At 66.3% G+C, this 23,342-nt stretch carries 23 protein-coding genes; 13 read left to right on the forward strand and 10 right to left on the reverse strand.

Annotation, left to right across the window (positions count from 1 at the left end; genetic code table 11):
• Entirely contained in the window at nt 1-1,092 is a 1,092-nt protein-coding gene (locus VIM12_RS15615; RefSeq protein WP_331942595.1) for a cytochrome P450, read from the forward strand.
• 92 nt (nt 1,093-1,184) lie between these two features.
• On the opposite strand, the gene lon is transcribed toward VIM12_RS15615, so the two are convergent.
• The gene (lon, locus tag VIM12_RS15620; RefSeq protein ID WP_331942596.1) at nt 1,185-3,620 is read right to left on the reverse strand and encodes an endopeptidase La; all 2,436 of its coding nucleotides are present in this window, start codon (nt 3,618-3,620) and stop codon (nt 1,185-1,187) included.
• A 203-nt stretch (nt 3,621-3,823) separates the two neighbouring features.
• On the opposite strand from lon, the gene VIM12_RS15625 reads away from it, so the two are divergent.
• The gene (locus VIM12_RS15625) at nt 3,824-4,423 is read left to right on the forward strand and encodes a type 1 glutamine amidotransferase domain-containing protein (RefSeq protein ID WP_331942597.1); all 600 of its coding nucleotides are present in this window, start codon (nt 3,824-3,826) and stop codon (nt 4,421-4,423) included.
• A gap of 42 nt (nt 4,424-4,465) precedes the next feature.
• Here VIM12_RS15625 and VIM12_RS15630 read toward each other — a convergent pair whose 3' ends face one another.
• Together VIM12_RS15630 and VIM12_RS15635 are read right to left on the reverse strand one after the other, a co-directional pair.
• Nucleotides 4,466-5,209: an MgtC/SapB family protein gene (locus VIM12_RS15630; protein ID WP_331942741.1), complete on the reverse strand. Its 744-nt coding sequence runs from the start codon at nt 5,207-5,209 to the stop codon at nt 4,466-4,468.
• A gap of 59 nt (nt 5,210-5,268) precedes the next feature.
• Nucleotides 5,269-5,967: a Crp/Fnr family transcriptional regulator gene (locus tag VIM12_RS15635; protein WP_331942598.1), complete on the reverse strand. Its 699-nt coding sequence runs from the start codon at nt 5,965-5,967 to the stop codon at nt 5,269-5,271.
• Between the two features lie 195 nt (nt 5,968-6,162).
• Between VIM12_RS15635 and VIM12_RS15640 the strand changes: the two genes are divergently transcribed.
• The 7 genes from VIM12_RS15640 (at nt 6,163) to VIM12_RS15670 (ending at nt 14,885) form a co-directional block, all read left to right on the forward strand.
• Nucleotides 6,163-8,124 (forward strand): AMP-dependent synthetase/ligase, encoded by a 1,962-nt coding sequence (locus VIM12_RS15640; protein ID WP_414691797.1) that lies wholly within the window; start codon nt 6,163-6,165, stop codon nt 8,122-8,124.
• 1 nt (nt 8,125) lies between these two features.
• Complete coding sequence (locus tag VIM12_RS15645) at nt 8,126-8,914, forward strand: ABC transporter ATP-binding protein (protein WP_331942599.1); 789 nt, start codon at nt 8,126-8,128, stop codon at nt 8,912-8,914.
• A 488-nt stretch (nt 8,915-9,402) separates the two neighbouring features.
• Nucleotides 9,403-10,305, forward strand: coding sequence for a branched-chain amino acid ABC transporter permease (locus VIM12_RS15650; RefSeq protein ID WP_331942600.1), 903 nt, complete (start codon nt 9,403-9,405; stop codon nt 10,303-10,305).
• A gap of 12 nt (nt 10,306-10,317) precedes the next feature.
• Nucleotides 10,318-11,376 carry a branched-chain amino acid ABC transporter permease gene (locus tag VIM12_RS15655; RefSeq protein ID WP_331942601.1) on the forward strand — a complete coding sequence of 353 codons (1,059 nt, stop codon included), beginning with the start codon at nt 10,318-10,320 and terminating at the stop codon, nt 11,374-11,376.
• Nucleotides 11,377-11,410: 34 nt separating this feature from the next.
• On the forward strand, nt 11,411-12,712 hold the full coding sequence (locus VIM12_RS15660; RefSeq protein WP_331942602.1) for an ABC transporter substrate-binding protein: 1,302 nt from the start codon (nt 11,411-11,413) through the stop codon (nt 12,710-12,712).
• A gap of 66 nt (nt 12,713-12,778) precedes the next feature.
• The gene (locus VIM12_RS15665; RefSeq protein ID WP_331942603.1) at nt 12,779-13,618 is read left to right on the forward strand and encodes an ABC transporter ATP-binding protein; all 840 of its coding nucleotides are present in this window, start codon (nt 12,779-12,781) and stop codon (nt 13,616-13,618) included.
• Between the two features lie 19 nt (nt 13,619-13,637).
• Nucleotides 13,638-14,885, forward strand: a complete 1,248-nt coding sequence (locus tag VIM12_RS15670) for a phenylacetate--CoA ligase family protein (RefSeq protein WP_331942604.1) — start codon at nt 13,638-13,640, stop codon at nt 14,883-14,885.
• Nucleotides 14,886-14,936: 51 nt separating this feature from the next.
• Here the strand turns inward: VIM12_RS15670 and VIM12_RS15675 are convergent, their stop codons facing one another.
• Together VIM12_RS15675 and VIM12_RS15680 are read right to left on the reverse strand one after the other, a co-directional pair.
• A complete protein-coding gene (locus VIM12_RS15675; RefSeq protein ID WP_331942605.1) occupies nt 14,937-15,197 on the reverse strand; it encodes a hypothetical protein in 261 nt (86 codons plus the stop codon).
• Between the two features lie 100 nt (nt 15,198-15,297).
• On the reverse strand, nt 15,298-15,603 hold the full coding sequence (locus tag VIM12_RS15680; RefSeq protein ID WP_331942606.1) for a DUF1330 domain-containing protein: 306 nt from the start codon (nt 15,601-15,603) through the stop codon (nt 15,298-15,300).
• A 145-nt stretch (nt 15,604-15,748) separates the two neighbouring features.
• Here VIM12_RS15680 and VIM12_RS15685 point away from each other — a divergent pair, with 145 nt between their 5' ends.
• Nucleotides 15,749-16,330 (forward strand): hypoxanthine-guanine phosphoribosyltransferase, encoded by a 582-nt coding sequence (locus VIM12_RS15685; protein WP_331942607.1) that lies wholly within the window; start codon nt 15,749-15,751, stop codon nt 16,328-16,330.
• Between the two features lie 87 nt (nt 16,331-16,417).
• On the opposite strand, the gene VIM12_RS15690 is transcribed toward VIM12_RS15685, so the two are convergent.
• Nucleotides 16,418-17,389 (reverse strand): nitronate monooxygenase family protein, encoded by a 972-nt coding sequence (locus tag VIM12_RS15690; RefSeq protein ID WP_331942608.1) that lies wholly within the window; start codon nt 17,387-17,389, stop codon nt 16,418-16,420.
• A gap of 175 nt (nt 17,390-17,564) precedes the next feature.
• Between VIM12_RS15690 and VIM12_RS15695 the strand changes: the two genes are divergently transcribed.
• The 3 genes from VIM12_RS15695 (at nt 17,565) to VIM12_RS15705 (ending at nt 20,575) form a co-directional block, all read left to right on the forward strand.
• Nucleotides 17,565-18,221, forward strand: coding sequence for a TetR/AcrR family transcriptional regulator (locus VIM12_RS15695; protein ID WP_331942609.1), 657 nt, complete (start codon nt 17,565-17,567; stop codon nt 18,219-18,221).
• Nucleotides 18,222-18,756: 535 nt separating this feature from the next.
• Nucleotides 18,757-19,611 carry an enoyl-CoA hydratase-related protein gene (locus VIM12_RS15700; protein ID WP_331942610.1) on the forward strand — a complete coding sequence of 285 codons (855 nt, stop codon included), beginning with the start codon at nt 18,757-18,759 and terminating at the stop codon, nt 19,609-19,611.
• Nucleotides 19,612-19,675: 64 nt separating this feature from the next.
• On the forward strand, nt 19,676-20,575 hold the full coding sequence (locus VIM12_RS15705) for an SDR family oxidoreductase (protein ID WP_331942611.1): 900 nt from the start codon (nt 19,676-19,678) through the stop codon (nt 20,573-20,575).
• A gap of 34 nt (nt 20,576-20,609) precedes the next feature.
• Here VIM12_RS15705 and VIM12_RS15710 read toward each other — a convergent pair whose 3' ends face one another.
• From VIM12_RS15710 to VIM12_RS15725, 4 genes are all read right to left on the reverse strand, one after another.
• Nucleotides 20,610-21,236: a LysE family translocator gene (locus VIM12_RS15710; protein ID WP_331942612.1), complete on the reverse strand. Its 627-nt coding sequence runs from the start codon at nt 21,234-21,236 to the stop codon at nt 20,610-20,612.
• Nucleotides 21,237-21,348: 112 nt separating this feature from the next.
• Complete coding sequence (locus VIM12_RS15715) at nt 21,349-22,257, reverse strand: MBL fold metallo-hydrolase (RefSeq protein WP_331942613.1); 909 nt, start codon at nt 22,255-22,257, stop codon at nt 21,349-21,351.
• Nucleotides 22,254-22,703 (reverse strand): hypothetical protein, encoded by a 450-nt coding sequence (locus VIM12_RS15720; protein ID WP_331942614.1) that lies wholly within the window; start codon nt 22,701-22,703, stop codon nt 22,254-22,256. Before VIM12_RS15720 ends, VIM12_RS15715 begins: the two co-directional genes overlap by 4 nt.
• A gap of 3 nt (nt 22,704-22,706) precedes the next feature.
• Entirely contained in the window at nt 22,707-23,342 is a 636-nt protein-coding gene (locus VIM12_RS15725; protein ID WP_331942615.1) for a 2-hydroxychromene-2-carboxylate isomerase, read from the reverse strand.

Below are 23,342 nucleotides of genomic sequence, written 5' to 3' on the forward strand. Positions count from 1 at the left end.
ATGGACAGCCCGCTCTTCCTGCAGTCGGCGGTCGCCGATCCGTTTGCGCGATACGCGCGCAATCTTTCCGCCGGCGCCGCGCACTACGATGCATCCACGCGGACCTGGGCCGTGTATTCCCATGCCGGATGCCGGGCGGTGCTGGAAGCCAGCGCCGCGGAAATCCCCGGCGCCGCGCTGGACGGGCTGGAAGGCACGGCGGCGCGTCTCGGCAGGCATCTCGTCCGGCTGGCGAACCCGCCCGCCCACGCGCCCCTGCGGCAGATCGCGATGCGCCTGTTCGACAGCCTGCACGCGCCGCCGCTCGCGGCACTGCTGGCGTCGCTGCTCGACGCCGCCGGCGACGATCCCGACTGGGTCGATGCGGTGGCGAAGCGACTGCCGGCAATGGCGCTGATGAAGGGGTTCGGATTCGGCGCGGACGCGACCGCCTTCCTGCTGCCGCGCGTGGAGGGGCTCGCCGCGCTGATGCAGCCGGCCAAGTCACCCGCGGTGGCGGAAGCGGTGCACCGTGCCGCGGCGGAAGCCTGGCCGGTGCTCGAGGCCGAGGCGGCGCGGCTGTGGGGCGAGGCGGACGAGCGCGCGACGGCCAACCTCGCCGGCATGCTGATCCAGGGGCTGGACGCGGGACACGGCCTGCTCTGCAACGCGCTGTTGCAGGCGCTGGCGCTGCCGCAGCCGCAGCGGCCACGCAGCCCGGAAGCATGGCGGCTGCTGGCGGTCGAGACCCTGCGGTTCGATCCGCCGATACACAACACCCGGCGGCGCCTGGTCCGCGACCTGGACATCGGCGCGGCAAGCATGCGGGAAGGCGAGACGGTGCTGGTGGTGCTGGCCGCCGCCAACCGCGATCCCGGCGTATTCGCGCACCCCGAGCGCTTCGACGTGCATCGTCCGAACAATACGGCCCATCTCGGCTTCGGCGCCGGCGCGCATGCCTGCATCGCGCGCGAATTCGCCACCGTGCTGGCGGCCGGGACGCTGCAGCTGCTGTTCGAGCGAGGCCCGGTGCGGCTGCTGACGGCGAAGGTGGCGCATGCGCCGCTGGTCAACGCCCGCCTGCCGCTGCAGCTGCGCCTGCGGCTGGGCTAGGGAAAACGGGATGCCGCGGCGCGCGTATCGCGTGCGCCATCCTGATCCTGTGCATCACGGGCGGCACGGCCGCCCGCAGGCGCGCCCGCCGATCACGACGCATCCCCGATGAGCAGGTTGCCGATGGCAACGCTCATCGCGTCGTCCACCGTCTCCAGCCAGACGAACTGCAGCTCCCGCAGCGCCTGCGCCGGGATCTCGTCGATGTCCTTGCGATTCCGGGCCGGCAGCAGCACCACCCTGATGCCGGCCTGCAGCGCCGCCAGCACCTTTTCCTTGACGCCGCCGACCGGCAGCACCAGGCCGCGCAGGCTGATCTCGCCGGTCATCGCGCAGTCGTAGCGCACCGGCTTGTTGCGGACCAGCGATGCGAGCGCCACGTAAATGGCGACCCCCGCGCTTGGTCCGTCCTTCGGCATCGCGCCGGCCGGCACATGCACATGCACGTCATGCCGGTCGAAGGTGTCGGCGTCGATCATCAGTTCAGCGCAATGCGCCTTCACCAGCGTCAGCGCCGCCTGCGCGCTTTCCTTCATGACCTCGCCCAGCTGCCCGGTCAGGATCAGCTTGCCGCTGCCCGGCATGCGGCTGGCCTCGATGAACAGGATGTCGCCGCCGGCCGGCGTCCATGCCAGGCCGGTCGCCACGCCCGGGAGGCTGGTGCGCATCGCGAGCTCGCTCTCGAACTTGCACGGCCCGAGGATGTCCGCGAGCCCGCCGGCATCCACATGCACGCTTTCGGCGGCGCCTTCGGCAATCTGCATCGCCACGTAGCGGAACACGTTGCCGATTTCGCGCTCGAGGTTGCGCACGCCTGCCTCGCGGGTGTAGTCGCGGATGATGGCATGCAGCGCATCGTCGCTCAGGCTGCACTGCTCCGGCTTCAGCCCGTCCGCCTCGAGCTGGCGGCCGACCAGGTAGCGGCGCGCGATCTGGTGTTTCTCTTCCTCCGTGTAGCCCGGCAGCTGGATCACTTCCATGCGGTCGAGCAGCGGCCCGGGGATGGTGTCGAGCATGTTTGCCGTGCAGATGAACATCACGCGCGACAGGTCGAACGGCAGCGCCAGGTAGTTGTCGCGGAAGCTCGCGTTCTGCTCGGGGTCGAGCACTTCCAGCAGCGCGGCCGCCGGATCGCCCTGCGGCCCGCTGCCGAGCTTGTCGATTTCGTCCAGCATCAGCACGCAGTTGCGGCTGCCGGCCTTGCGCAGCGCCTGCAGGATGTTGCCGGGCAGCGCGCCGACGTAGGTGCGGCGATGGCCCCGCACCTCCGCCTCGTCGTGCACGCCGCCGAGGCTGACCCGGGCAAACTTGCGGCCGGTGGCGCGTGCAATGCTCTCGCCGAGCGAGGTCTTGCCGACGCCGGGTGGACCGACGAAGCAGAGGATCGGGCTTTTCCCGTTGGGATTGAGCTTGCGCACAGCGAGGTATTCGAGGATGCGGCGCTTCACCTTCTGCAGGCCGAAATGCTCCTCGTCCAGCACGCACCGGGCCGCGGCGATGTCGATCGCCGCTTCCGGCGTGGCCGCCCAGGGCAGCTCGGACAGCCATTCCAGGTAGGTGACCAGCGTCGGATATTCGGCGGCGGCCTCGGGCATGCGCTCCAGCCGCTGCAGTTCCTTGCGCGCGTGCGCATCGGCGTCGGGCGGCAGGCCGGCGCGGTCGAGCGCTTCCGCCAGCCGTGCCACCTCGTCGTCCCCGGGGCCCGCCTCGCCCAGCTCCTCGCGTATGGTCTGCAATTGCTCGCGCAGCAGGTATTCGCGCTGCCGGTCGTCGATCCGCTCCTTGGTCTGCGCGTTGATCTCGCGCGACAGGCGCAGCACTTCGATGCGCTCGGCGAGGTAATCGAGCACCTTGTCGAGGCGCAATTGCAGTTCACTGGTCGCCAGCATCTCCTGCTTCTGCTGGAGCGGGAAGTCGATCAGCCCGGCGACGAAATCGGCCAGCGCCGCGGCGGAAGTCACGCCCTCGGTCGCGCTGACCAGCTCCAGCGGCGCCTGCGGCAGCAGTTCGATCGCCTCCGCGGTGCGCTCCTTCAGCTGCAGCAGCCGGGCCTCGATGCCGGCGCGCTGCTCCTCGTCATCGACCAGCCGCTCCACGCGGGCCACGTGAAACGGGAAGCCGTCGATGAACTCGAGCACACGGAAGCGCTGCTCGCCCTGGCATACCATGTAGTGATTGTCGTCGTCGGACTGCACATAGCGCAGGATGCTGGCGGCGGTGCCCACCGTATGCAGCTGGTCCGGCTCCGGCGTGTCGACCTCCGCGTCGTGCTGCAGCAGCAGGCCGACCTCGGCCCCGTGCCGCACCGCCTCCTGGGCCGCCGCGATCGAGGCGTCGCGGCCCACGCTGATGGGCAGCACCATCCCGGGGAAAAGCACGATGCAGCGCAGCGGGATGATCACGATCGCATCGTCCGGCAGGCCGGGCAGGCCGGCCCTGGCCTTGTCGTCGCGGCTTTCCGAAATCGTGCCTGCGCCTTCCCCGGCCAGCACGCTCTCCAGCAAAGCCGCCTGTTCGGCCCTGTTCATGTCGTTGTCCTTGAAGTTGCGCGAGCGCGCACGGGTGCCGCGCCCATCGTCTGCGAGTTTGGACAGGGACGCTTGCAGCGCCGTTCCGGCCGCGCTGCGCCTATTTGTCGCCGGAGTGAGCGGGAACAAACCCGCCGGGCCAGGCAGCACCCGAACTTTTTCGATGCCGTTTACTCAACCAGTTTTCAGACAGGAGGACAGCCATGAATCCGGAACTCAACGGGATGCGCGTTGCGATCCTCGTCACCGACGGTTTCGAGCAGGTGGAACTGACGGAACCGAAGCGTATGCTGGAACAGGAAGGCGCCGTGACGACGCTGGTGTCGGACAGGTACGACGAGGTCCAGGGCATGCATCATGACAAGCCGGGCGACCGTTTCCCGGTCGAACTGCTGCTGCGGGAAGCGGACGCCCATGCTTTCGACGCGGTGCTGCTCCCCGGCGGGAAGGTGAATGCGGCCAAACTGCGCGACATTCCCGAAGCGCAGGGCTTCGTGCAGACCATACAGGAAGACGGCAAGCCGATCGCGGTGATCTGCCATGGCGGCTGGCTGCTGGTATCCGCCGGCCTGGTGGAGGGGCGCACGATGACGAGCGTGCCGGCGCTGGAGCAGGACATCCGCAATGCCGGCGGCAACTGGGTGGACGAGGAAGTCGTGGTGGACGGCAACATGATCAGCAGCCGCACGCCCGAGGACATCCCCGCCTTCAACAGCAAGATGGTGGAAGTCATCGCCGAACGCATGCGGGCCAACCTGCGCGGCACCGCGGACGAGAACGCGGTCGGTATCGCCAGCAGCTGAACCCCACACCGGCTCCGGCCGGCTCCCTGGCGTCATCCTGCGCTAGTTGCGCGCGTGCGACAGGTTGAAGCTCTCCAGCCCCTCGAACTGGCCCATCTCGCGGGCCAGTTCACTGATCGACGTGCCGCTCGACTTGCTGAAGGCGACCGCCACGAACTGCCATTCGACCCTGCCTTCGGTTCCTGAAATGGCGATCGATCCCGGCGCGATCTCGTAGCCGCGCTTGACCGCCGCCTCCCGCAGCACCGACTCCGCCGGGCCCATGCCGGGCCTGAACCGCATGACGATCTTGATCGCCTGCCGGGAGGGCAGCCATACGCTCATCTTCGGAATCCAGATCATGCAGAACGCCGACATCAGCGCCAGCAGCATTGCCGACAGATAAAAGCCCACGCCCACCAGCACGCCGATGACCGATGTCGCCCAGATCGAGGCGGCGGTGGTGAGGCCGCTGATGTTGTAGCCCTCCTTCATGATCACGCCGGCGCCGAGGAAGCCGATGCCGGTCACGATGCCCTGGATGATGCGGGTGGGATCGGCCCCCATGGCGGGCAGCGCATTGCCGCCGTACCAGTCGGCCGGATAGCCGGCGATCACCGTCAGCGCCGCGGACGCCATGCAGACCAGGCCGTAGGTCCGCATGCCGGCCGCCCGGCCGCGGTAGGAGCGCTCGTAGCCGACCAGCAGCCCGAGCAGCAGCGCGCCGAAGAGGCTGTAGAAGACGATCAGGTTGGCCGCGATCACGTCGTGCGACCAGAACGCGGCGAGGGATTCGAAGGAAGGCAAGTCGACGAGGAAATCGGGCATTGGCATACCTGGGTGGCGGCGGACGGGGCAGCGGTTCGTCAGGCCCGGAAACGGCGCAGGCCGTCCAGGTCGAGGATCTGGATGCCGCCGTAGTCCACCTTCAGCAAGCCCTCCTTCTCCAGCACCTGCAGCGCCTGGTTGGCGCGCTGCCGGGACGCGCCGGACAGGTAGCCGATCTCCTCCTGCGAGATCTGCAGCAGGGTGTCGGCGCCGGGGTACAGGTGGGCGTTGAACATCGCGGCCAGGCAGCGGGCGACACGGGCATCGACGTCCAGCATCCTGTCGAATTCGACCATGCCGATGAACTGGCCGAGGCGCTCGTTGAGCTGCATCAACAGGAACCGGGTGAAGGGCAGGCTGTTGTCGAGCAACCAGTTGAAGGTGCGCACCGGCATGCGGACGATGCGGGTATCGCGCAATGCCGTCACGTCGTATTTGCGCAGCTCGTCCTTGAGTATCGTGCCCTCGCCGAACCAGGCACCCGAGGACAGTCCGATGAAAGTCACCGACTTGCCTTCCGCCGACAGGTTGTTCATCTTCACCAGCCCGTCGACGATGCCGATCCAGGCGTCGACCTTCTCTCCCTTGCGGCACACGTAGGCGCCGCGCGGCACGAACTGCTCGATGGTATCCGCCTCGACCCGCATCATCTGCTCGGCGGTCAGTCCGCGCGCCCAGATCGCCTCGCGCAGCACTTCGTTCAGCGGCTTTTTCGTGGGTGTCTTTGTGCGTTGCATCAACGATAGTTCTTGTTTTAATGAGGATTGTCAGCAGGATGACAGAACGCGCGACGGGTTCTGTCTAGTATCCTGAGCAAACAAAAAGCACGGAGACATTGTAAGCCCATACGACCGCCGCGGACATCACCGCCGGCGTGGGCTTGCGCCCTCCGCTCCTTGATGACGGTACGACTGTTGAAAGAGAGTGGGACGATGGTAGAGATGAACGACCTCGGCGGGCAGACCTTTCCCCGCCTGCTGCTCCAGCACGCGCGCATCCGTCCGGACGCGCCGGCCTTCCGCGAAAAAGACCTCGGCATCTGGCAGACGTGGACCTGGTCCCAGGTTGCGGACGAGGTGCGCCTGTTTGCCTGCGGCCTGGCGGCGCTCGGCTTCCGCCGGGGGATGAACCTTGCCATCATCGGCGACAACCGTCCCCGGCTGTACTGGGCGATGCTCGCTGCGCAGTGCCTGGGCGGCGTCGCGGTGCCGCTGTACCAGGATGCGCCGGCAGCCGACATGGCCTACGTGCTCGACGATGCGGAGATCGATTTCGCGGTGGTCGAGGACCAGGAACAGGTCGACAAGCTGTTCGAGATCAAGCAAGGCATGGACGGCGACCGCATCACCCACATCATCTACGACGATCCGCGCGGGCTGCGTCACTACCATCAGCCGGAGCTGGCGTCGTTCGAGCAGGTGCAGCAGCGCGGCCGCGCCTTCGAGAAGGAACACCCGGGCTTCTTCACCCACCAGGTCAACGCCGGCACCGACGACGATACCGCGGTTATGCTGTACACCTCCGGCACCACCGGCAAGCCCAAGGGCGTGTGCCAGACCCACCATTCCTTTGTCGCGGCAGCGCGCGGCGGGGTGGCCTTCGACAAGCTCGGCGCCGACGAGGACATCCTGTCCTACCTGCCGATGGCCTGGGTCGGCGACCACCTGTTCTCCTTCGCCCAGCAACTGGTGGCCGGCTTCACCGTCAATTGCCCGGAGTCGGGCGAGACCGTGATGACCGACATGCGCGAGATCGGCCCCACCTACTACTTCGCTCCGCCGCGCGTATTCGAGAACATGCTGACCACGGTGATGATCCGGATGGAGGATGCCGGCCGCCTCAAGCGCGCCATGTTCCACCATTACATGGAAGTCGCGCGCCGGGTCGGGTCGGACATCCTCGACGGCCGCAAGGTCGGCCTGCTCGACCGCCTGCGCTACACCCTCGGCAGCTTCTTCGTCTACGGACCGCTGAAGAACGTGCTCGGACTGTCGCGGGTGCGCGTCGCCTACACCGCCGGCGCGGCCATCGGCCCCGACCTGTTCCGCTTCTACCGCTCCATCGGCGTCAACCTGAAGCAGCTGTACGGCGCAACCGAGACCTGCGCCTACGTCTGCCTGCAGCCCGATGGCCAGATCAAGTTCGACAGCGTGGGCGTGCCGGCGCCGGGCGTGGAAGTGAAGCTGGCGCCGAACGGCGAGGTGCTGGTGCGCTCCAGCGCGATGCTCAAGGGTTACTACAAGCGTCCCGACGCCACCGCCGAGGTGCTCGACGACGACGGCTATTTCCACACCGGCGACGCCGGCGTCTTCGACGAGCAGGGCCACCTGAAGATCATCGACCGGGCGGCGGATGTCGGCCGCATGACCAGCGGCCAGATGTTCGCGCCCAACTACATCGAGAACAAGCTGAAGTTCTTCCCCTTCATCAAGGAGGCGGTCGCCTTCGGCAACCAGCGCGACAAGGTCTGCGCGTTCATCAACATCGACATGGAAGCGGTCGGCAACTGGGCGGAACGCCGCGGCATTGCCTATTCCGGCTACACCGACCTCGCCGGCAAGCGCGAGACCTACGACCTGATCGCCGAGTGCGTGGAGAAGGTGAACGCCGACCTCGCCTCCGAAAGCCTGATGTCCGGTACCCAGATACACCGCTTCCTGGTGCTGCACAAGGAGCTCGACCCCGACGACGACGAGCTGACCCGCACCCGCAAGGTGCGACGGCGCTTCGTCGCGGAAAAGTACAAGGTGCTGATCGATGCGCTGTACGGCGGCAGGACCAGCCAGTACATCGAGACGCAGGTCAAGTTCGAGGACGGGCGCCAGGGCATGGTCGCGGCCGACCTGCGCATCGTCGACGTCCGGACCTGGGACGAACTGAAGAAGGCGGCCTGACATGGACATGCGGCGCAAGACCGGCGACGTCATCCTCGCCCTGAAAAACATCTCGCTGTCCTTCGGCGGCGTCAAGGCCCTCACCGACATCTCCTTCGATGTCCGCGAACACGAAATCCGCGCGATCATCGGCCCCAACGGCGCCGGCAAGAGCTCGATGCTCAACGTGATCAACGGCGTCTACCGCCCGCAGCAGGGCGAAATCATCTACCGCGGCGAAACCCGCCGCGACATGAACACCTACGCCGCGGCCAAGAGCGGCATCGCCCGCACCTTCCAGAACATCGCCCTGTTCAAGGGCATGAGCGTGCTCGACAACATCATGACGGGCCGCAACCTGAAGATGCAGACCAACTTCCTGCTGCAGGCCCTGTACTGGGGCCCGGCGCAACGCGAGGAGATCGCGCACCGCAAGAAGGTCGAAGAGATCATCGACTTCCTCGAGATCCAGCACATCCGCAAAACCCCCGTCAGCCGCCTGCCCTACGGCCTGCAAAAGCGCGTCGAACTCGGCCGCGCGCTCGCCGCGGAACCGCAGATCCTGCTGCTGGACGAGCCGATGGCCGGCATGAACGTCGAAGAGAAGCAGGACATGTGCCGCTTCATCCTGGACGTCAACGACCAGTTCGGTACGACCATCGTGCTGATCGAGCATGACATGGGCGTGGTGATGGATATATCGGACCGGGTGGTCGTGCTGGATTACGGCAGGAAGATCGGCGACGGCACGCCGGAGGAAGTGAGAAGCAACCAGGACGTGATCAACGCCTACCTCGGCGTGGCGCACTGAGCGCAGGCGGCCTGGCAGCAGCAGAAAAGCAAGCAGAGAAGCAGCAAGGCAAGCAAGAACCGGCGATGCGAAGCAAGCCCAAGGCAATGCGAGCAACGCGAGCGAGCCGTAAAGAGCACTCCGCTTTGGCAAGCCGAATGCACCGGACCCGCAGCGGATAAAGAAGCGAAACTTGTCTGAGCCGAAGGCGAGTTTCTTTCGCTTCCCGCTGCGGGTCCGGTGAATTTCGGGCACCTCCGAAGGGGGCGCAGCCATCGCGGTCGCCTTTCTTGCCTACTTCTTTGGCGAAGCAAAGAAGTAGGTCGCCCGCCGGGGCGGGTCCCGGCAATGCTCCGCGGAGAGACGACAGCCCAGGGGCACCGAAGAAAAACACAGCAACGAGAACAACAGCCACAAGAACAACAGCCACAAGAACAACAACCCGAGAGCGCAGCACCAGACCCAGAACCAGCAAAAAACAAAAACCAAAGAGACAAGGCAGGCAACAAATGGCACTAAGCTTCTTCCTGGAAGTCCTGATAGGCGGCCTGCTGGCAGGCGTCATGTACGCCCTGGTAGCCCTCGGCTTCGTCCTGATCTACAAGGCCTCCGGCGTCTTCAACTTCGCCCAGGGCGCCATGGTCTTCTTCGCCGCCCTCACCTGCGTCGGCCTGGTCCAGACCTTCGACCTGTCCCTCTGGATCGCCATCCCGCTGACCATGGCCGCCATGGTCCTGCTGGGCCTCGCCACCGAACGCATCGTCCTGCGCCCGCTGGTCAACCAGCACGAGATCACCCTGTTCATGGCCACCATCGGCCTGACCTTCTTCGTCGAAGGGCTTGCCCAGCTGATCTGGGGCTCCCAGGTGCGCCGCCTCGACATCGGCATCCAGGACGTGCCGATCGAATACCTGATGGCCAACTACAACGTGATGGTGTCGCAGTTCGACGTCATCGCCGCGCTGATCTGCGCCGCCCTGGTCACCGCCCTCGCGCTGTTCTTTTCCCGCACCAAGGTCGGCCGCGCGCTGCGCGCGGTGGCCGACGACCACCAGGCGGCGCTGGCCGTCGGCATTCCGCTGCAGCAGATCTGGGGCATCGTCTGGGCCGTGGCCGGATTCGTCGCGCTCGTCGCCGGCCTGCTCTGGGGCGCCCGCAACGGCGTGCAGTTCGCGCTCACCTTCGTCGCGCTCAAGGCGCTGCCGGTGCTGATCCTCGGCGGCTTCACCTCGATCCCCGGCGCCATCGTCGGCGGCCTGATCGTCGGCGCCTCGGAAAAGCTGGCCGAGGTTTACCTCGGACCGCTGGTCGGCGGCGGCATCGAGGGCTGGTTCCCCTACGTGCTGGCGCTGCTGTTCCTGCTGGTGCGGCCGGAAGGGCTGTTCGGCGAAAAGATCATCCGCAGGATTTAGGGAGGACGACCGATGTTTTACCGCGAAGCAGGGCAGTTCAAGATCACCTACCAGGCCGACAGCCAGGTCTTCCCCATCCGGCAGGACCGCAACGCCATCCTGGCGCTGCTGCTCGTCGCATTCTGCGTGGTGCCCTTCACCGCCTCGCCATACACCTTCTCCGCCATCCTGATCCCGTTCCTGATCTTCTCGCTGGCGGCGCTCGGGCTCAACATCCTGACCGGCTACGCCGGCCAGCTTTCCCTCGGCAGCGCCGCGTTCATGGCGGTCGGCGCCTTCGCCTCGTACAACTTCATCCTGCGCATTCCCGGCATTCCGCTGCTGGTCGCCTTCATCCTCGGCGGCATCTGCGCGGCGCTGGTCGGCGTCGCCTTCGGCCTGCCCTCGCTGCGCATCCGCGGCTTCTACCTGGCGGCGGCGACGCTGGCGACGCAGTTCTTCGTGGTCTGGTGCCTGACCAAGATCGGCTGGTTCACCAACTACAGTTCCTCCGGCGTGATCACCGCGCAGCAGATGCAGATTTTCGGCTACACATTCGACACGCCGGCCAGCAAGTACCTGCTGACGCTGTCCATCGTCTGCGTGATGGCGCTGCTGATGAAGAACATGGTGCGCAGCAATGTCGGCCGTTCCTGGATGGCGGTGCGCGACATGGACATGGCGGCGGAGGTGATCGGCTTCCGCCTGATGCGCACCAAGCTGCTGGCGTTCGCCGTGAGCTCCTTCTACTGCGGCATCGCCGGCGCGCTGTATGCCTACGCCTATCTCGGCACCGTGGAGCCGGAAGCCTACAGCCTCGACCTGTCGTTCCGCATCCTGTTCATGATCATCATCGGCGGCGTCGGCTCGGTGGCGGGCGCCTTCTTCGGCGCCGCCTTCATCGTGCTGCTGCCGATCCTGCTCAACATCATCGCCCACGCGCTGGGGCTGCCGACCTCGGTCGCCTCCAACCTGGAGCTGATGGTGTTCGGCGCGCTGATCATTTTTTTCCTGATCGTGGAGCCCCATGGGCTTGCACGCTTGTGGCAAATCGCGAAGGAAAAGCTGCGTCTCTGGCCTTTCCCGCACTGAGTCCGTTGCTGTTGACTATAACTAGGAGGAAGACATGAAGCTGATCAAAACCGCGCTGCTCGGCGCAGCCCTGGCCGGCACCGTCACGGTGGCGGCCGCCCAGGAACAGTACATCCCCATCCTGTCCTATCGCGTCGGCCCGTATGCCGCCGGCGGCTCCGGCTTCTTCGGGGGGGCGATCGACTACATGAACCTGGTCAACGCCAACGGCGGGATCAACGGCGTCAAGCTGAAATGGGAGGAGTGCGAGACCGAATACAACGCCTCCCGCGGCGTCGAGTGTTACGAGCGCCTGAAGTCGAACAGCGGCGGCGCCTCGCTGGTCGAGCCGCTGGCGACCGGCATCGCCTACGGCATCCTCGACCGGGTCGCGGTCGACAAGGTGCCGATGACGACGCTGGGCTACGGCCGCTCCGATGCCGCCAACGGCAAGGTATTTCCCTATGTCTTCCCGCTGATCACCAGCTACTGGAACCAGGCGGCCGCGATGACCGCCTACCTCGGCAGCAAGGAAGGCGGCATGGAAAAACTGAAGGGCAAGAAGATCGTTCACCTGTACCACGACTCGGCCTTCGGCAAGGAGCCGTTGCCGGTGCTGGAGGCGCAGGCGCAGCAGTACGGCTTCGAGCTGATCAAGATTCCGGTCGCCCATCCCGGCAACGAGCAGCAGTCGCAATGGCTGCAGATCCGCCAGGCGCGGCCCGACTACGTGATCCTGTGGGGCTGGGGCGTGATGAATGCGGTGGCGATCAAGACCGCGCAGCGAAACGGCTTCCCGCGCGAGAAGATCCTCGGCGTCTGGTGGGCCGGTTCGGAGGAGGACACCATACCCGCCGGCGACGCCGCCAAGGGCTACACCACGATGACCTTCAACACGCCGGGCAACTATCCGGTGCTGGATGAGATCCGCAAGAAGGTGTACGAGGCGGGCCGCGGCAACCTCGACGACAAGTCGCGCGTCGGCTCGGTCTATCACATGCGCGGCGTGACGGCCGGCATCCTGTGGGTGGAGGCGATCCGCAAGGCGCAGGAGAAGTACGGCAAGGGCAAGACCCTGACCGGCGAGCAGGTGCGCTGGGGCTTCGAGAACCTGAACGTCGACGAGGCGCGCCAGAAGCAGCTCGGCGCGTTTGGCATGTTCCCGCCGGTGAAGACCTCCTGCGACGACCACGAGGGCTCCGGGGCGGTCAAGGTGCAGCAATGGAACGGCAGCAAGTGGGTGCCGATCACCGCCAACTGGGTGGTCGGCGACAAGGCCCTGACCCGCAAGCTGCTGGAGGAATCGTCCAACAAGTATGCGGCGGAGAAGAACATCAAGCCGGCCTGCCTGAACTGACCGGAAGCCGCCACGAACCGGCCTCCCCGTCGGGGAGGCCGGCCGCCACAACGATACGGGAATGCCATGAGCCTGACTGCCTCGCCGATCGCCCCCGGGCCTGCGACGCCCTGCCTGTCCGTCAACAACATCGAGGTCATCTACGACCACGTGATCCTGGTCCTGAAGGGCGTTTCGCTGCAGGTGCCCAAGGGCCGCATCGTCGCGCTGCTCGGCGCCAACGGCGCCGGCAAGTCGACCACCATGAAGTCGATTTCCACTTTGCTGCGCGGCGAGCGCGGCGATGTCACCAAGGGCAGCATCGAATTCATGGGCCAGCGCATCGACCAGCTCACCCCGAACGAGCTGGTGAAGCGCGGCCTGTCGCAGGTGATGGAAGGCCGCCATTGCTTCGCCCACCTGACGATTGAAGAGAACCTGCTGACCGGCGCCTACACCCGCAAGCTGTCCCGTTCCGAACTGAAGGAGCAGCTGGAGATGGTCTATCACTATTTCCCGCGCCTGAAGCAGCGGCGCGGTTCGCAGGCCGGCTACACCTCCGGCGGCGAGCAGCAGATGTGCGCGATCGGCCGCTCGCTGATGGCGCGGCCATCGATGATCCTGCTCGACGAGCCGTCGATGGGACTGGCGCCGCAGATCGTCGAGGAGATCTTCGAGATCGTGAAGGACCTGAACGGCAAGGAAGGCGTGTCCTTCCTGGTCGCCGAGCAGAACACGATGGTGGCCCTGCGCTACGCCGACTTCGGCTACATCCTGGAGAACGGCCGGGTGGTGATGGAGGGCGACGCGCGGGACCTGGCGGCGAACGAGGACGTCAAGGAGTTCTACCTCGGCGTTTCCGGCGCCGGGCGCAAGAGCTTCCGCGACATGAAGTTCTATCGCCGCCGCAAACGCTGGCTGGCCTGAGCCATAGGGACGAACCGACATGAGCAAGCATCTCGACGCACTGGAAACCCGCGACCCGCAGCAGCGTGAACGCGCACTGATGCAGGCGCTGCCGCAGCTGATTGCCGATGCGCAGTGCGCGCGCGGCTGGGCCCGCATACTGCAGGGCGTGGAGGCACGCGCGGTCGACAGCCGCGCGGCGCTGGCGCAGCTGCCCGTTACCCGCAAGTCCGACCTGAAGCAACTGCAGCAGCAGGACCCACCCTTCGGCGGGCTGACGACCACCGACGCCCGTCACCTGCGCCGGGTGTTCATGTCGCCCGGTCCGATCTTCGACCCGGAAGGCCATGGCGCCGACTGGTGGCGCTTCGCCCGCCCGATGGCGGCGCTCGGCCTGCGCGAAGGCCACCTGGTGCAGAACTGCTTTTCCTATCATTTCACGCCGGCCGCCTTCATGGCGGAGGGCGGCGCCGCCCGGCTGGGATGCGCGGTGATCCCGGCCGGCATCGGCCAGACCGAAATGCAGGTGCAGGCGATCGCCGGTTTGCGGCCGGACGCCTATGTCGGCACGCCTTCCTTCCTCAAGATCATCATCGAGAAGGCGAACGAACTCGGCGCCGACATTTCCAGCATGCGGCGCGCGCTGGTCGGCGCCGAGGCCCTGCCGCCCTCGCTGCGCAACTGGCTGCAGGACAACGGCGTGCCCCATGTACTGCAGATGTACGGCTCGGCCGACATCGGCAACATCGCCTACGAGACCGCCAGCGACGGCGAGGTGCATCCGGGCATGGTGCTGGACGAGGAGCTGGTCCTCGAGATCGTGCGCCCGGGAACCGGCGACCCGGTGGCGGAAGGCGAGGTGGGAGAAGTGGTCGTGACTTCCTTCAATCCCGACTATCCGCTGGTGCGCTTCGGCACCGGCGACCTGTCGGCGATCCTGCCCGGCGTATCGCCCTGCGGCCGCACCAACACCCGCATCCGCGGCTGGATGGGTCGGGCCGACCAGACCACCAAGGTGCGCGCGATGTTCGTCCACCCGTCGCAAGTGGCCGAAATCGCCCGGCGCCATCCGCAGCTGCGGAAGGCGCGCCTGGTGGTCAGCGGCGAAATGGGAAACGACGTGATGACGCTGCTGTGCGAGGTGGACACGCCGTCCGCTGTCGATGTGCCGGCGCTGGTGGAATCGATCCGCGAGGTCACCAAGCTGCGCGGCGAGGTGAAGCTGCTGGCGCCGGGCACCCTGCCGAACGACGGCCGGGTGATCGAGGATGCCCGCAAATACGAGTAGGCTCGCAGGACAGGCCGGGCCGGCATCGATGACGGCCGGCCCCCGGGTCCGCTAGAACGACTTCTTCACCACCTTGTCCGGCGACGTGCCCGGCCGGTCATTGACCGCTTCGTCGACGCCGCCGGTCTCGCGCAGGTCGGTGTCGACCTGCCCGGCTTCCAGGTCCTTGTAGGCCTGCTTGATGTCGTCGCGCACTTCGCCATCGTATTCGTCGTTGGACTCGTCGCGCTCGTGCGGCATGCGCGGCGTCGAGCCTTCCTTGTACGGCCGCTGGGTGCTGATCTGGTGCTGCTTCAGGGTACGATCCTGCATGACGCTCTCCCTTTGTTGGGTTGACAAGGGTTCGAGGCCGCACTGGTGGAAAGATTCCCGCGATTGATGGCTGTCGGGCACCGGCGCCCGTCATGCCCGGTTATTCGGCGCCTTCCACGATGAACAGACGCCCGGTGGAATGGGCGACGCGGATATCCTTCGCCTTCCGGTACTCGGGCGATGCATACCAGGCCTGCGCCTGTGCCAGCGACGGGAATTCGACGATTACGGTGCGCAGGCTGCCGTTGTGCTGCGCGTCCTCCCCTTCCTTCTGCTCGCGCGCGCCGCCGCGCACCAGGAAGCGGCCGCCGAACTGCGCGACGCTTTCGGTCGCCAGCGCCCGGTAGCCCTCGTACGGGCCCGGATTCTGGACGCTTACTTCGGCGACAACATAGGCCTTCTTCATGGATCCTCCGTTTCGTTGGTCGGGTCACCCCGGGTTGCAGGCGGGGGCGTGACGGCATATCATGGCCGCCTTCTGGAATACCGGGCAGGATAGCATCCGCCCGCCGGTTTCCGTCTTCCACCCATCGTCCTCCGAGGTTGCCTCCATGCCGTTCATCGACTCCGACTTTCACCGCGACAAGGCGCGCGCTTTGATGAAGGATGCCGAACGCCTTTTCGACGCCGCCGCCGTCCAGCAGGCGGTCGACAAGGTGGCGGCGCATCTCAATGCGCGCTTCGACAACGACGACGCCCCGGCTTTCCCGCTGGTGCTCGGCGTCATGGGCGGCGCCGTGGTGTTCTGCGGCCAGATCCTGACCCGGCTCAGCTTCCCGCTCGAATTCGACTACATGCACGTGACCCGCTACGGGACCAAGGACCAGGGCGGCAAGATCGAATGGAAGGTGATCCCGCGCTCCAATGTCGAGGGCCGGACGGTGATCGTGCTCGACGACATACTCGACGAAGGCGAGACCCTGGCGCACGTGAAGGAGCGCCTGCTCGAGATGGGGGCAAAGGAAGTCGTGCTGGCGGTGTTTTCGGACAAGGACATCGGTCGCACCAAGCCGGTTACCGCCGACTACATCGGGCTGACGCTGCCGGATCGTTTCGTGGTCGGCTACGGGATGGATGCCTACGGCTACTGGCGCAACCTGCCGGAGATCTGGGCGATCAAGACCCCGGGCTGAGTCGCACATTGATCTTCCGCGGACCCGGACGGCGCAGGCCGCCGGGTCCGTTTTCATTTGCGCCTGCGCCGCGCGGCGGCCCGTGCCCTACAGCGCCAGCCGGCGACGCGCCGCCGCGTATTCCGCCTTCAGCTTCTCCATCACCTCTTCCACCGACAGCACCGCATCCATCAGGCCGACACCCTGGCCGGCCCCCCAGATGTCGCGCCACGCCTTGGCCTTGCTGCCGCCGCCGGAACCGAAGTTCATGGCCGACTTGTCGGCGGTAGGCAGGTTTTCCGGATCCAGGCCGGCCGCGACGATGGACTTGCGCAGGTAGTTGCCGTGCACGCCGGTAAACAGGTTGGTATAGATGACGTCGGCTGCGCTCGACTCGACAATGGCCTGGCGATACGCCTCGTCCACGTTCGACTCCTTCGTCGCCAGCCAGCGGGAGCCGATGTAGGCGAAGTCGGCGCCCATGGCCTGGGCGGCGAGGACCGCGTCGCCGCTGGCGATCGATCCGGACAGCGCGACCGGACCGTCGAAGAATTTCCGCACCTCGCCCACCAGCGCGAACGGGGACAGCGCGCCGGCATGCCCGCCCGCGCCAGCCGCGACCAGGATCAGGCCGTCGACGCCCGCCTCCAGCGCCTTCTGTGCGTGGCGGATGGAGATCACGTCATGCAGCACGATGCCGCCGTAGCTGTGCACCGCATCCAGCATCTCCTTCGGCGGCGCGCGCAGGCTGGAGATGATGATCGGCACCCGGTGGCGCACGCAGACCTCGACATCGTGCGCAAGACGGTCGTTGGACTGGTGCACGATCTGGTTCACCGCGATTGGACCTACCGGCTTGCCGGGGTTGGCTTCCCTGAACGCGGCCAGGTCTTCCTGGATCTCGGTCAGCCAGGTGTCGAGCAGTTCGGCGGGGCGCGCATTCAGCGCAGGGAAGGAACCGACGATGCCGGCCTTGCACTGCGCCTTGACCAGGGCCGGTCCGCTGGCGATGAACATGGGCGAAGCGATGACCGGCAGGCTGAGATTCTGCAGGGCGGGCGGCAGACGGTTGTTGCTCATGACTACTCCTATGCTGGCAGGGCCGGCGCACCGGCGATGACGGTTGACGATGGATTGCAGATGGCGGCTTCCGCGTTGCCGGTCGCGCTTTCCGGACGAAGGCGATTGCGTTTTCCGTTTTTCTGTTTATGATGTTATCAGAAAAAACAACGTTATTTGCACGCCTATCGCCGACATGAAAACCAGAAAAAACGACGTGGTCGATTTCCGCCAGGCGCAGGAAGACCTGCGCGGCGCGCTGCGCCAGGGCATGCTCGACGCGGCCACGCGCCTGCTGCGCGAGGAAGGACCGTCGGCCCTGACGGTGCGACGGGTGGCGGATGCGGTGAACTGTTCGACCACCCTGCTCTACTCGCTTTTCGGCGGCAAGGACGGCCTGGCGAACGAGCTCTACCTGGAAGGATTTGCCCGGCTCAAGGGCGCCTTCGCGGCCGCCGAGCAGACCGGACGCAAGAACTCCGACAAGGACAGGCTGGCGCCGCTGCGCATGCATGCGCGCATCTACCATGCCTACGCGAAGGAAAACCCCGCCTACTACATGGTGATGTTCGGCGACGCCATCGCCGGCTTCGTGCCGCCGGTCGAATCGCGCAAGCAGGCATGGGAATCCCTCGCCGCGCTGATCGATACCTTCGCGCGCCTCATGGAAGAAGGCGCGCTGCCGAAATCGAATCCGACCGCCGCCGCACGCCTGCTCTGGGCCGCCATGCATGGCGCGGTCAGCCTGGAACTGAAGGGCTACTACCTGAAGACGGACCGCGCGGACGAACTGTTCGACGCAGCGGTAAACGCGGTACTGACGGCGCTGCGAGTGGCAACGCCGGAGGAATGAACGACGGCGCCCGAGGACCGCTCAACGCATTCCCGCGTGCGGCACGCAGGCAGCGAAGAGCAAGGACCAGAAGAGAAGCGCAAGGAACGGAAGAGAAGCTAGGCGAAGAGAAGCGCGGCGAGGCGAAGCGAGCCCAACGCAATGCGAGCAACGCGAGCGAGCCGTAGAAAGATTTCCGCTTTGGCAAGCCGAATGCATCGTACCTGCAGCGGATAAAGAAGCGAAACTTGTCTGAGCCGAAGGCGAGTTTGTTTCGCTTCCCGCTGCAGGTGCGATGCATACGGGCACCCCCGAAGGGGGCGCAGCCATCGCGGTCGTCTTTCTTGCCTACTTCTTTGACGAAGCAAAGAAGTAGGTCGCCCGCCGGGGCGAGTCCCGGCAAGCCTCCACGGAGTGACGACAGTCCAGGGGTACCGAAGAAAAACCGAACACGAACACGAACACGAACACGAACACGAACACGAACACGAACACAAACACAAACACGACCACGAACCCGAACAAGAAAACCAAAACCCATCACAAAGGAGACACCATGGAATACCAATCCCTGCGCCTCACCATAGAAAACAAGATCGCCCACCTCACCCTGAACCGCCCGGCCGCGCTCAACACCATGCACCCGGTGCTATGGCGCGAACTGACCGAGGTGCTGAAGCGCCTCCAGCGGGAAGCCCCGGCAAGGGTGCTGGTCATCTCCTCCACCGGCAAGCACTTCACCGCGGGCATGGCGCTGGACGTGTTCGGCGGCGAAGGCATCGCGCTGGACGACAGCAGCGCCGGCGGCCGCGCCAACGTCGTCCCGCAGCTGGAGGACATGCAGGAAGCCTTCAACCTGATCGAGCGCCTGCGCATGCCCGTGATCGCCGCCATCCAGGGCGGCTGCATCGGCGGCGGCGTGGACATGGTGTCCGCCTGCGATATCCGGCTTGCCACCAGCGATGCATTCTTCTGCATCCAGGAAATCAACATCGGCATGACAGCCGACCTCGGCACGCTGCAGCGGCTGCCGAAACTGATCCCGGAAGGCATCGTGCACGAGCTGGCCTACACCGGCCGCCGCCTGACGGCGCAGCGCGCGCTGGCGGTGGGACTGGTGAACGAGGTGCACGACACGCAGGACGCGATGCTGGAGGCGGCCCTGCAGATGGCGAGGGAAATCGCGGAGAAGCCGCCGGTGGCGATCTGGGGCAGCAAGCAGGCGATCCACTATGCGCGCGACCACGCCACCGACGACGCATTGCGGCAGATGGGCTGGCTGCAATCCGGCATCTGGCAGGGAAGCAACCTGAGGGAGGCATTCGAGGCGAAACAGCAGGGCCGGGCGCCGCGCTTCGACGACCTGCCGCCGCTGCATTCCTTTGCCGAAGCCGACTACCGGCTCAAGTGACGTCGCGCAAGGCATGCGCGGCGCGAGCGACAAGAATGCATTCCACCATCCGAAGGAGACCATCATGTTCCAACCGAAACTAATGCAGGGCAAACGCATCCTCGTGACCGGCGGCGGCACCGGCCTCGGCCGCGCCATGACGGAGAAATACCTGTCGCTCGGCGCCGACGTCTACATCTGCGGGCGCCGCAAGCAGGTCTGCGACGAGACGGCCGCGGCGCTGATGGCGCAGCACGGCGGCAGCGTAAAGACCTTCGGCCTCGACATCCGGGATGCGGCGGCGGTGGACGACATGGTGGAGCAGATCTTCGCCGACGGGCCGCTGACCGGGCTGGTCAACAACGCCGCCGGCAACTTCATCTCGCCGACGGCGGCCCTGTCGCCGCGCGGATTCGACGCCGTTGCCAACATCGTGATGCATGGCACCTTCTACGTCACCCATGCGGTGGGCCGCCGCTGGGTGGAGATGGCGCGCAACGGGCAGTGGAAACCCGAGGACGGCTACCGCAGCGTCGTTTCCATCATCGTCACCTGGGTCCTGAACGGCGGTCCCTTCGTGGTGCCGTCCGCGATGAGCAAGGCGGCGATCCATGCGATGACCATGTCGCTGGCCACCGAGTGGGCGCCCTATGGCGTACGCCTGAACGCGATCGGCCCCGGCGAGATCCCGACCGAGGGCATGAGCAAGCGGCTCAACCCCGGTGAGGAACCGGGCGCGCGCTCGGCCAAGGTCAACCCGATGGGGCGCGCCGGCAAGATGGAAGAGCTGCAGAATCTCGCCACCTTCCTGATGAGCGACGGCTGCGACTGGCTCAACGGCCAGGCGATCATGATGGACGGCGCCAGCCATCTCGCAACCGGCGGCAATTTCTACGAGCTGCGCAACTGGTCGGAGCAGCAGTGGAAGGAAGCGCGCGAGCGCATCGAGGCGCAGAACCAGAAGGACCGGGCGCAACGCGGCTAGCGCATGGCCGCGGCAGCGGCCGGCAGCGGCGATCTCAGCGGCTGGTGGTCGCGAGCTTCAGCGCCAGCAGCGCGAACACCGTGCCCGCCACCCGGTTCATCACCCGCTGCGCGCGCGCCGAACCGCCGAGCCGCGCACCGATGGCGCCGGCCAGCAGCGCGACGCCGCCGAACACCAGCAGCGTCGCCAGCATGAACAGCGCACCGAGCAGCATCATCTGGACGCCGAGCGGGCCACGCGCCGGATCGGCAAACTGCGGCAGGAAGGCGAGGAAGAAGATCGAGACCTTCGGGTTGGTGACGTTCATCACGATGCCGCGCCGGTACAGCGCCCATCCCCCCGGTCCCGCCGCGCTGCCGAGCCGGATCGACTCGGCCGGCGCGCGGAATGCCTGCCACGCGAGATAGAGCAGGTAGGCCGCCCCCGCCAGCTTCAGTACCGTGAACGCCAGGTCGGACGCCGCGAACACGGCGGCCACGCCGAACGCGACCAGCAGCGTGTGCACCACCAGCCCGGTGCACAACCCTAGCGTCACCAGGACGCCGGCACGCGGCCCGCGCAGCGCGGACTGGGTGAGCACGAAGATGTTGTCGGGGCCCGGCGCCAGGCCGAGCAGGATGGCGGTGGCGAAGAAGGCGGCGGCGACGTCCACTGGAATCATTGTCTACTTTCTCGGCTTGGGGCCGCTTGTCAGGTTGCCGGCATCCGCGCCAAATCCTCGCCGGCGCGCGGCAATGGTCGCCACTCGCGGACGCCCTGCCCCTTTCATCACCTCAATCGCGGTTCAGCAGCACGCCATCCCTCAGCTGCGCGACCCCGGCCTTCTCCAGTTGCGCCACCGCCCATTGCGCAAGGTCCGCGTCGGACTTGTGCAGGTAGCGCCGGTTGGCTTCATGGAACAGGAACATGCCGCCCAGCAGGGTCTCCACCTCCGGCAACGGAATCGCCTGCTTCTCGAGCAGCAGGAACTTGAGCAGCACCTTGATCGCATGCTGCGCATTGCGCGCCGGATCGGCGGTGTAATAGTCGATGCGCGAGAACGCGGTCTGCAACGCGCGGTCCACGTCGGTGAACGGTGCGCCGTGGCCGGGGATCACGAGTTTCGCGCCGAGCGTGGCAATCAGTTCCAGCGTGGCCCGTACTTCCGCGAAGCCGGACTCGCCCTCCAGTTCGGGGAAGACGACGCCGAAGCCGTTTTCCCACAGCGCGTCGGCGGAGATCAGGATGCGCTCGTCCGCGCACCAGAACACCAGCGAGTGCGGGTCGTGGCCGGGCGCCGCGAGTGCCTGCCACTGCAGGTCGCCGAGCACCAGCAGGTCGCCGGGGGCGATCGTCTCGTCGAAGCCGAAGCGCTCGCACTGCTGGCCGGTGGCCTTGTAGCTCAGCGCCTCGACATTCCACTCGCGTACCTTGTCGGCTTCGGCGACGGGGATCGCGGTGCGGCTGCCGTACGCGGCCTGCAGCGCCGCATTGCCGCCGCAGTGGTCGGAATGGAGGTGGGTATTCAGGATGCGATCGAGCGGGCGGCCCTTCAGTGCATGCCGTACCATCGCCAGCGTCTGCGCGGCGTGAGTGGAATAGCCGGTGTCGACCAGCGCGGTGCCGCTGCCGCCGTCGAACAGGATGTTGTTCGAGGAAAGCCAGCCGCGCTCGAACACGCGCATGGTCGCGGGCAGCTTCATTTCTTCATCTGGTAGGCGAGCGAGATCTTGGCGAACTCCACCAGCAGGTCCCGGGTGCCGCCGTTGAAGGTGGTGAAGCTGTTGCCGGTGCGGACCACCAGGCGCGGCGGGAAGATGGCGCTCATGTAAGGGACGCCGATCAGCTTGGCGCTGCGGATGTCGTGCCATTCGACCTGCCGGTTGTACATCCAGCGCTGGGTGATGCCCTTGTCGTCGACCGTCACGGTCGAGCGCAGGAACCAGTAGTAGCTGATGGCAAGCATCAGGGCAGCGCCCAGCAGCAGCATCTTCACGCCGAAGCCGTATTCCAGCAGCGGAAAACGCAGCACGATGTTGGCCGCATAGCCGGCCAGCACGATGGTGACGAAGGTGGCGAGCAGCTTGAACCAGCCGCTGTACGCGGGGCCGGTGACGGCATGTTCCGGCTTGTAGAATTCAAATTTCATTGTCTATTTCTTACGTTGGATGCCCGGTGGCAGGGTCTGCGCGCCGAGGAACGCGGACGACTGGAAGAACGGGTCGCCACGCAGCCAGGCCTGCAGCATGTCGGTGGCGTCCAGCCCCCAGAAGCAGCGATTATCCACTACCGCCGTCGGCACGCCAAATACGCCGGCGGCGATCGCCGCCTCACCGTTGCGGCGCAATGCCTGCTTGACCTCGTCGCTGCCGAGCATCTCCGGCGTGACCCGCAGTTCCTGCAGCAGCGCGCGGAATGGCGCTTCGTCCGTCGGCAGGCGGCCTTCGCGCCAGACGAAATGAAAGATCCGGCGCATGGCCTGCGCGCTGCCGCCGGCAGCGATGAACAGGCGCAGCAGCGGCAGGGGATTGAACGGATGATGGCCGGGCATGGTGATCGGGATGCCCTGCCTGTGCGCCAGCCAGGCGCAATGCTCGAAGGTCCAGGTGCGCTTGGGCGCGATCTCCGCCGGGCCCTTGTTGTCCCAGTGGTCGAGCAGGCCGGCCAGCAGCACCGGCCGGTAGCGCAGTTCGGTGTCCGCCGGCAGCGTGTGCAGCAGCTCCGCCTGCAGGTAGGAGAACGGGGAGATGAAGTCGAAATACCAGTCGATGGTCTTTTTCCCGGACAT

Origin of the sequence: Noviherbaspirillum sp., from assembly GCF_036563305.1 — a bacterium.
In the GTDB taxonomy this organism is placed as follows: domain Bacteria; phylum Pseudomonadota; class Gammaproteobacteria; order Burkholderiales; family Burkholderiaceae_D; genus Noviherbaspirillum.

Bases quoted from the DNA above. Each gene is read 5' to 3' on its own strand.
- VIM12_RS15715 (WP_331942613.1), bottom strand. From the start codon at position 22,257: ATGAAGCTGCCCGCGACCATGCGCGTGTTCGAGCGCGGCTGGCTTTCC.
- VIM12_RS15650 (WP_331942600.1), top strand. From the start codon at position 9,403: ATGGCACTAAGCTTCTTCCTGGAAGTCCTGATAGGCGGCCTGCTGGCA.
- VIM12_RS15675 (WP_331942605.1), bottom strand. From the start codon at position 15,197: ATGCAGGATCGTACCCTGAAGCAGCACCAGATCAGCACCCAGCGGCCG.
- VIM12_RS15670 (WP_331942604.1), top strand. From the start codon at position 13,638: ATGAGCAAGCATCTCGACGCACTGGAAACCCGCGACCCGCAGCAGCGT.
- VIM12_RS15640 (WP_414691797.1), top strand. From the start codon at position 6,163: ATGGTAGAGATGAACGACCTCGGCGGGCAGACCTTTCCCCGCCTGCTG.
- VIM12_RS15710 (WP_331942612.1), bottom strand. From the start codon at position 21,236: ATGATTCCAGTGGACGTCGCCGCCGCCTTCTTCGCCACCGCCATCCTG.
- VIM12_RS15705 (WP_331942611.1), top strand. From the start codon at position 19,676: ATGTTCCAACCGAAACTAATGCAGGGCAAACGCATCCTCGTGACCGGC.
- VIM12_RS15680 (WP_331942606.1), bottom strand. From the start codon at position 15,603: ATGAAGAAGGCCTATGTTGTCGCCGAAGTAAGCGTCCAGAATCCGGGC.
- VIM12_RS15725 (WP_331942615.1), bottom strand. From the start codon at position 23,342: ATGTCCGGGAAAAAGACCATCGACTGGTATTTCGACTTCATCTCCCCG.
- VIM12_RS15720 (WP_331942614.1), bottom strand. From the start codon at position 22,703: ATGAAATTTGAATTCTACAAGCCGGAACATGCCGTCACCGGCCCCGCG.
- VIM12_RS15625 (WP_331942597.1), top strand. From the start codon at position 3,824: ATGAATCCGGAACTCAACGGGATGCGCGTTGCGATCCTCGTCACCGAC.
- VIM12_RS15655 (WP_331942601.1), top strand. From the start codon at position 10,318: ATGTTTTACCGCGAAGCAGGGCAGTTCAAGATCACCTACCAGGCCGAC.
- VIM12_RS15665 (WP_331942603.1), top strand. From the start codon at position 12,779: ATGAGCCTGACTGCCTCGCCGATCGCCCCCGGGCCTGCGACGCCCTGC.
- VIM12_RS15695 (WP_331942609.1), top strand. From the start codon at position 17,565: ATGAAAACCAGAAAAAACGACGTGGTCGATTTCCGCCAGGCGCAGGAA.
- VIM12_RS15635 (WP_331942598.1), bottom strand. From the start codon at position 5,967: ATGCAACGCACAAAGACACCCACGAAAAAGCCGCTGAACGAAGTGCTG.
- VIM12_RS15645 (WP_331942599.1), top strand. From the start codon at position 8,126: ATGGACATGCGGCGCAAGACCGGCGACGTCATCCTCGCCCTGAAAAAC.
- VIM12_RS15685 (WP_331942607.1), top strand. From the start codon at position 15,749: ATGCCGTTCATCGACTCCGACTTTCACCGCGACAAGGCGCGCGCTTTG.
- VIM12_RS15700 (WP_331942610.1), top strand. From the start codon at position 18,757: ATGGAATACCAATCCCTGCGCCTCACCATAGAAAACAAGATCGCCCAC.
- VIM12_RS15690 (WP_331942608.1), bottom strand. From the start codon at position 17,389: ATGAGCAACAACCGTCTGCCGCCCGCCCTGCAGAATCTCAGCCTGCCG.
- VIM12_RS15660 (WP_331942602.1), top strand. From the start codon at position 11,411: ATGAAGCTGATCAAAACCGCGCTGCTCGGCGCAGCCCTGGCCGGCACC.
- VIM12_RS15615 (WP_331942595.1), top strand. From the start codon at position 1: ATGGACAGCCCGCTCTTCCTGCAGTCGGCGGTCGCCGATCCGTTTGCG.
- lon (WP_331942596.1), bottom strand. From the start codon at position 3,620: ATGAACAGGGCCGAACAGGCGGCTTTGCTGGAGAGCGTGCTGGCCGGG.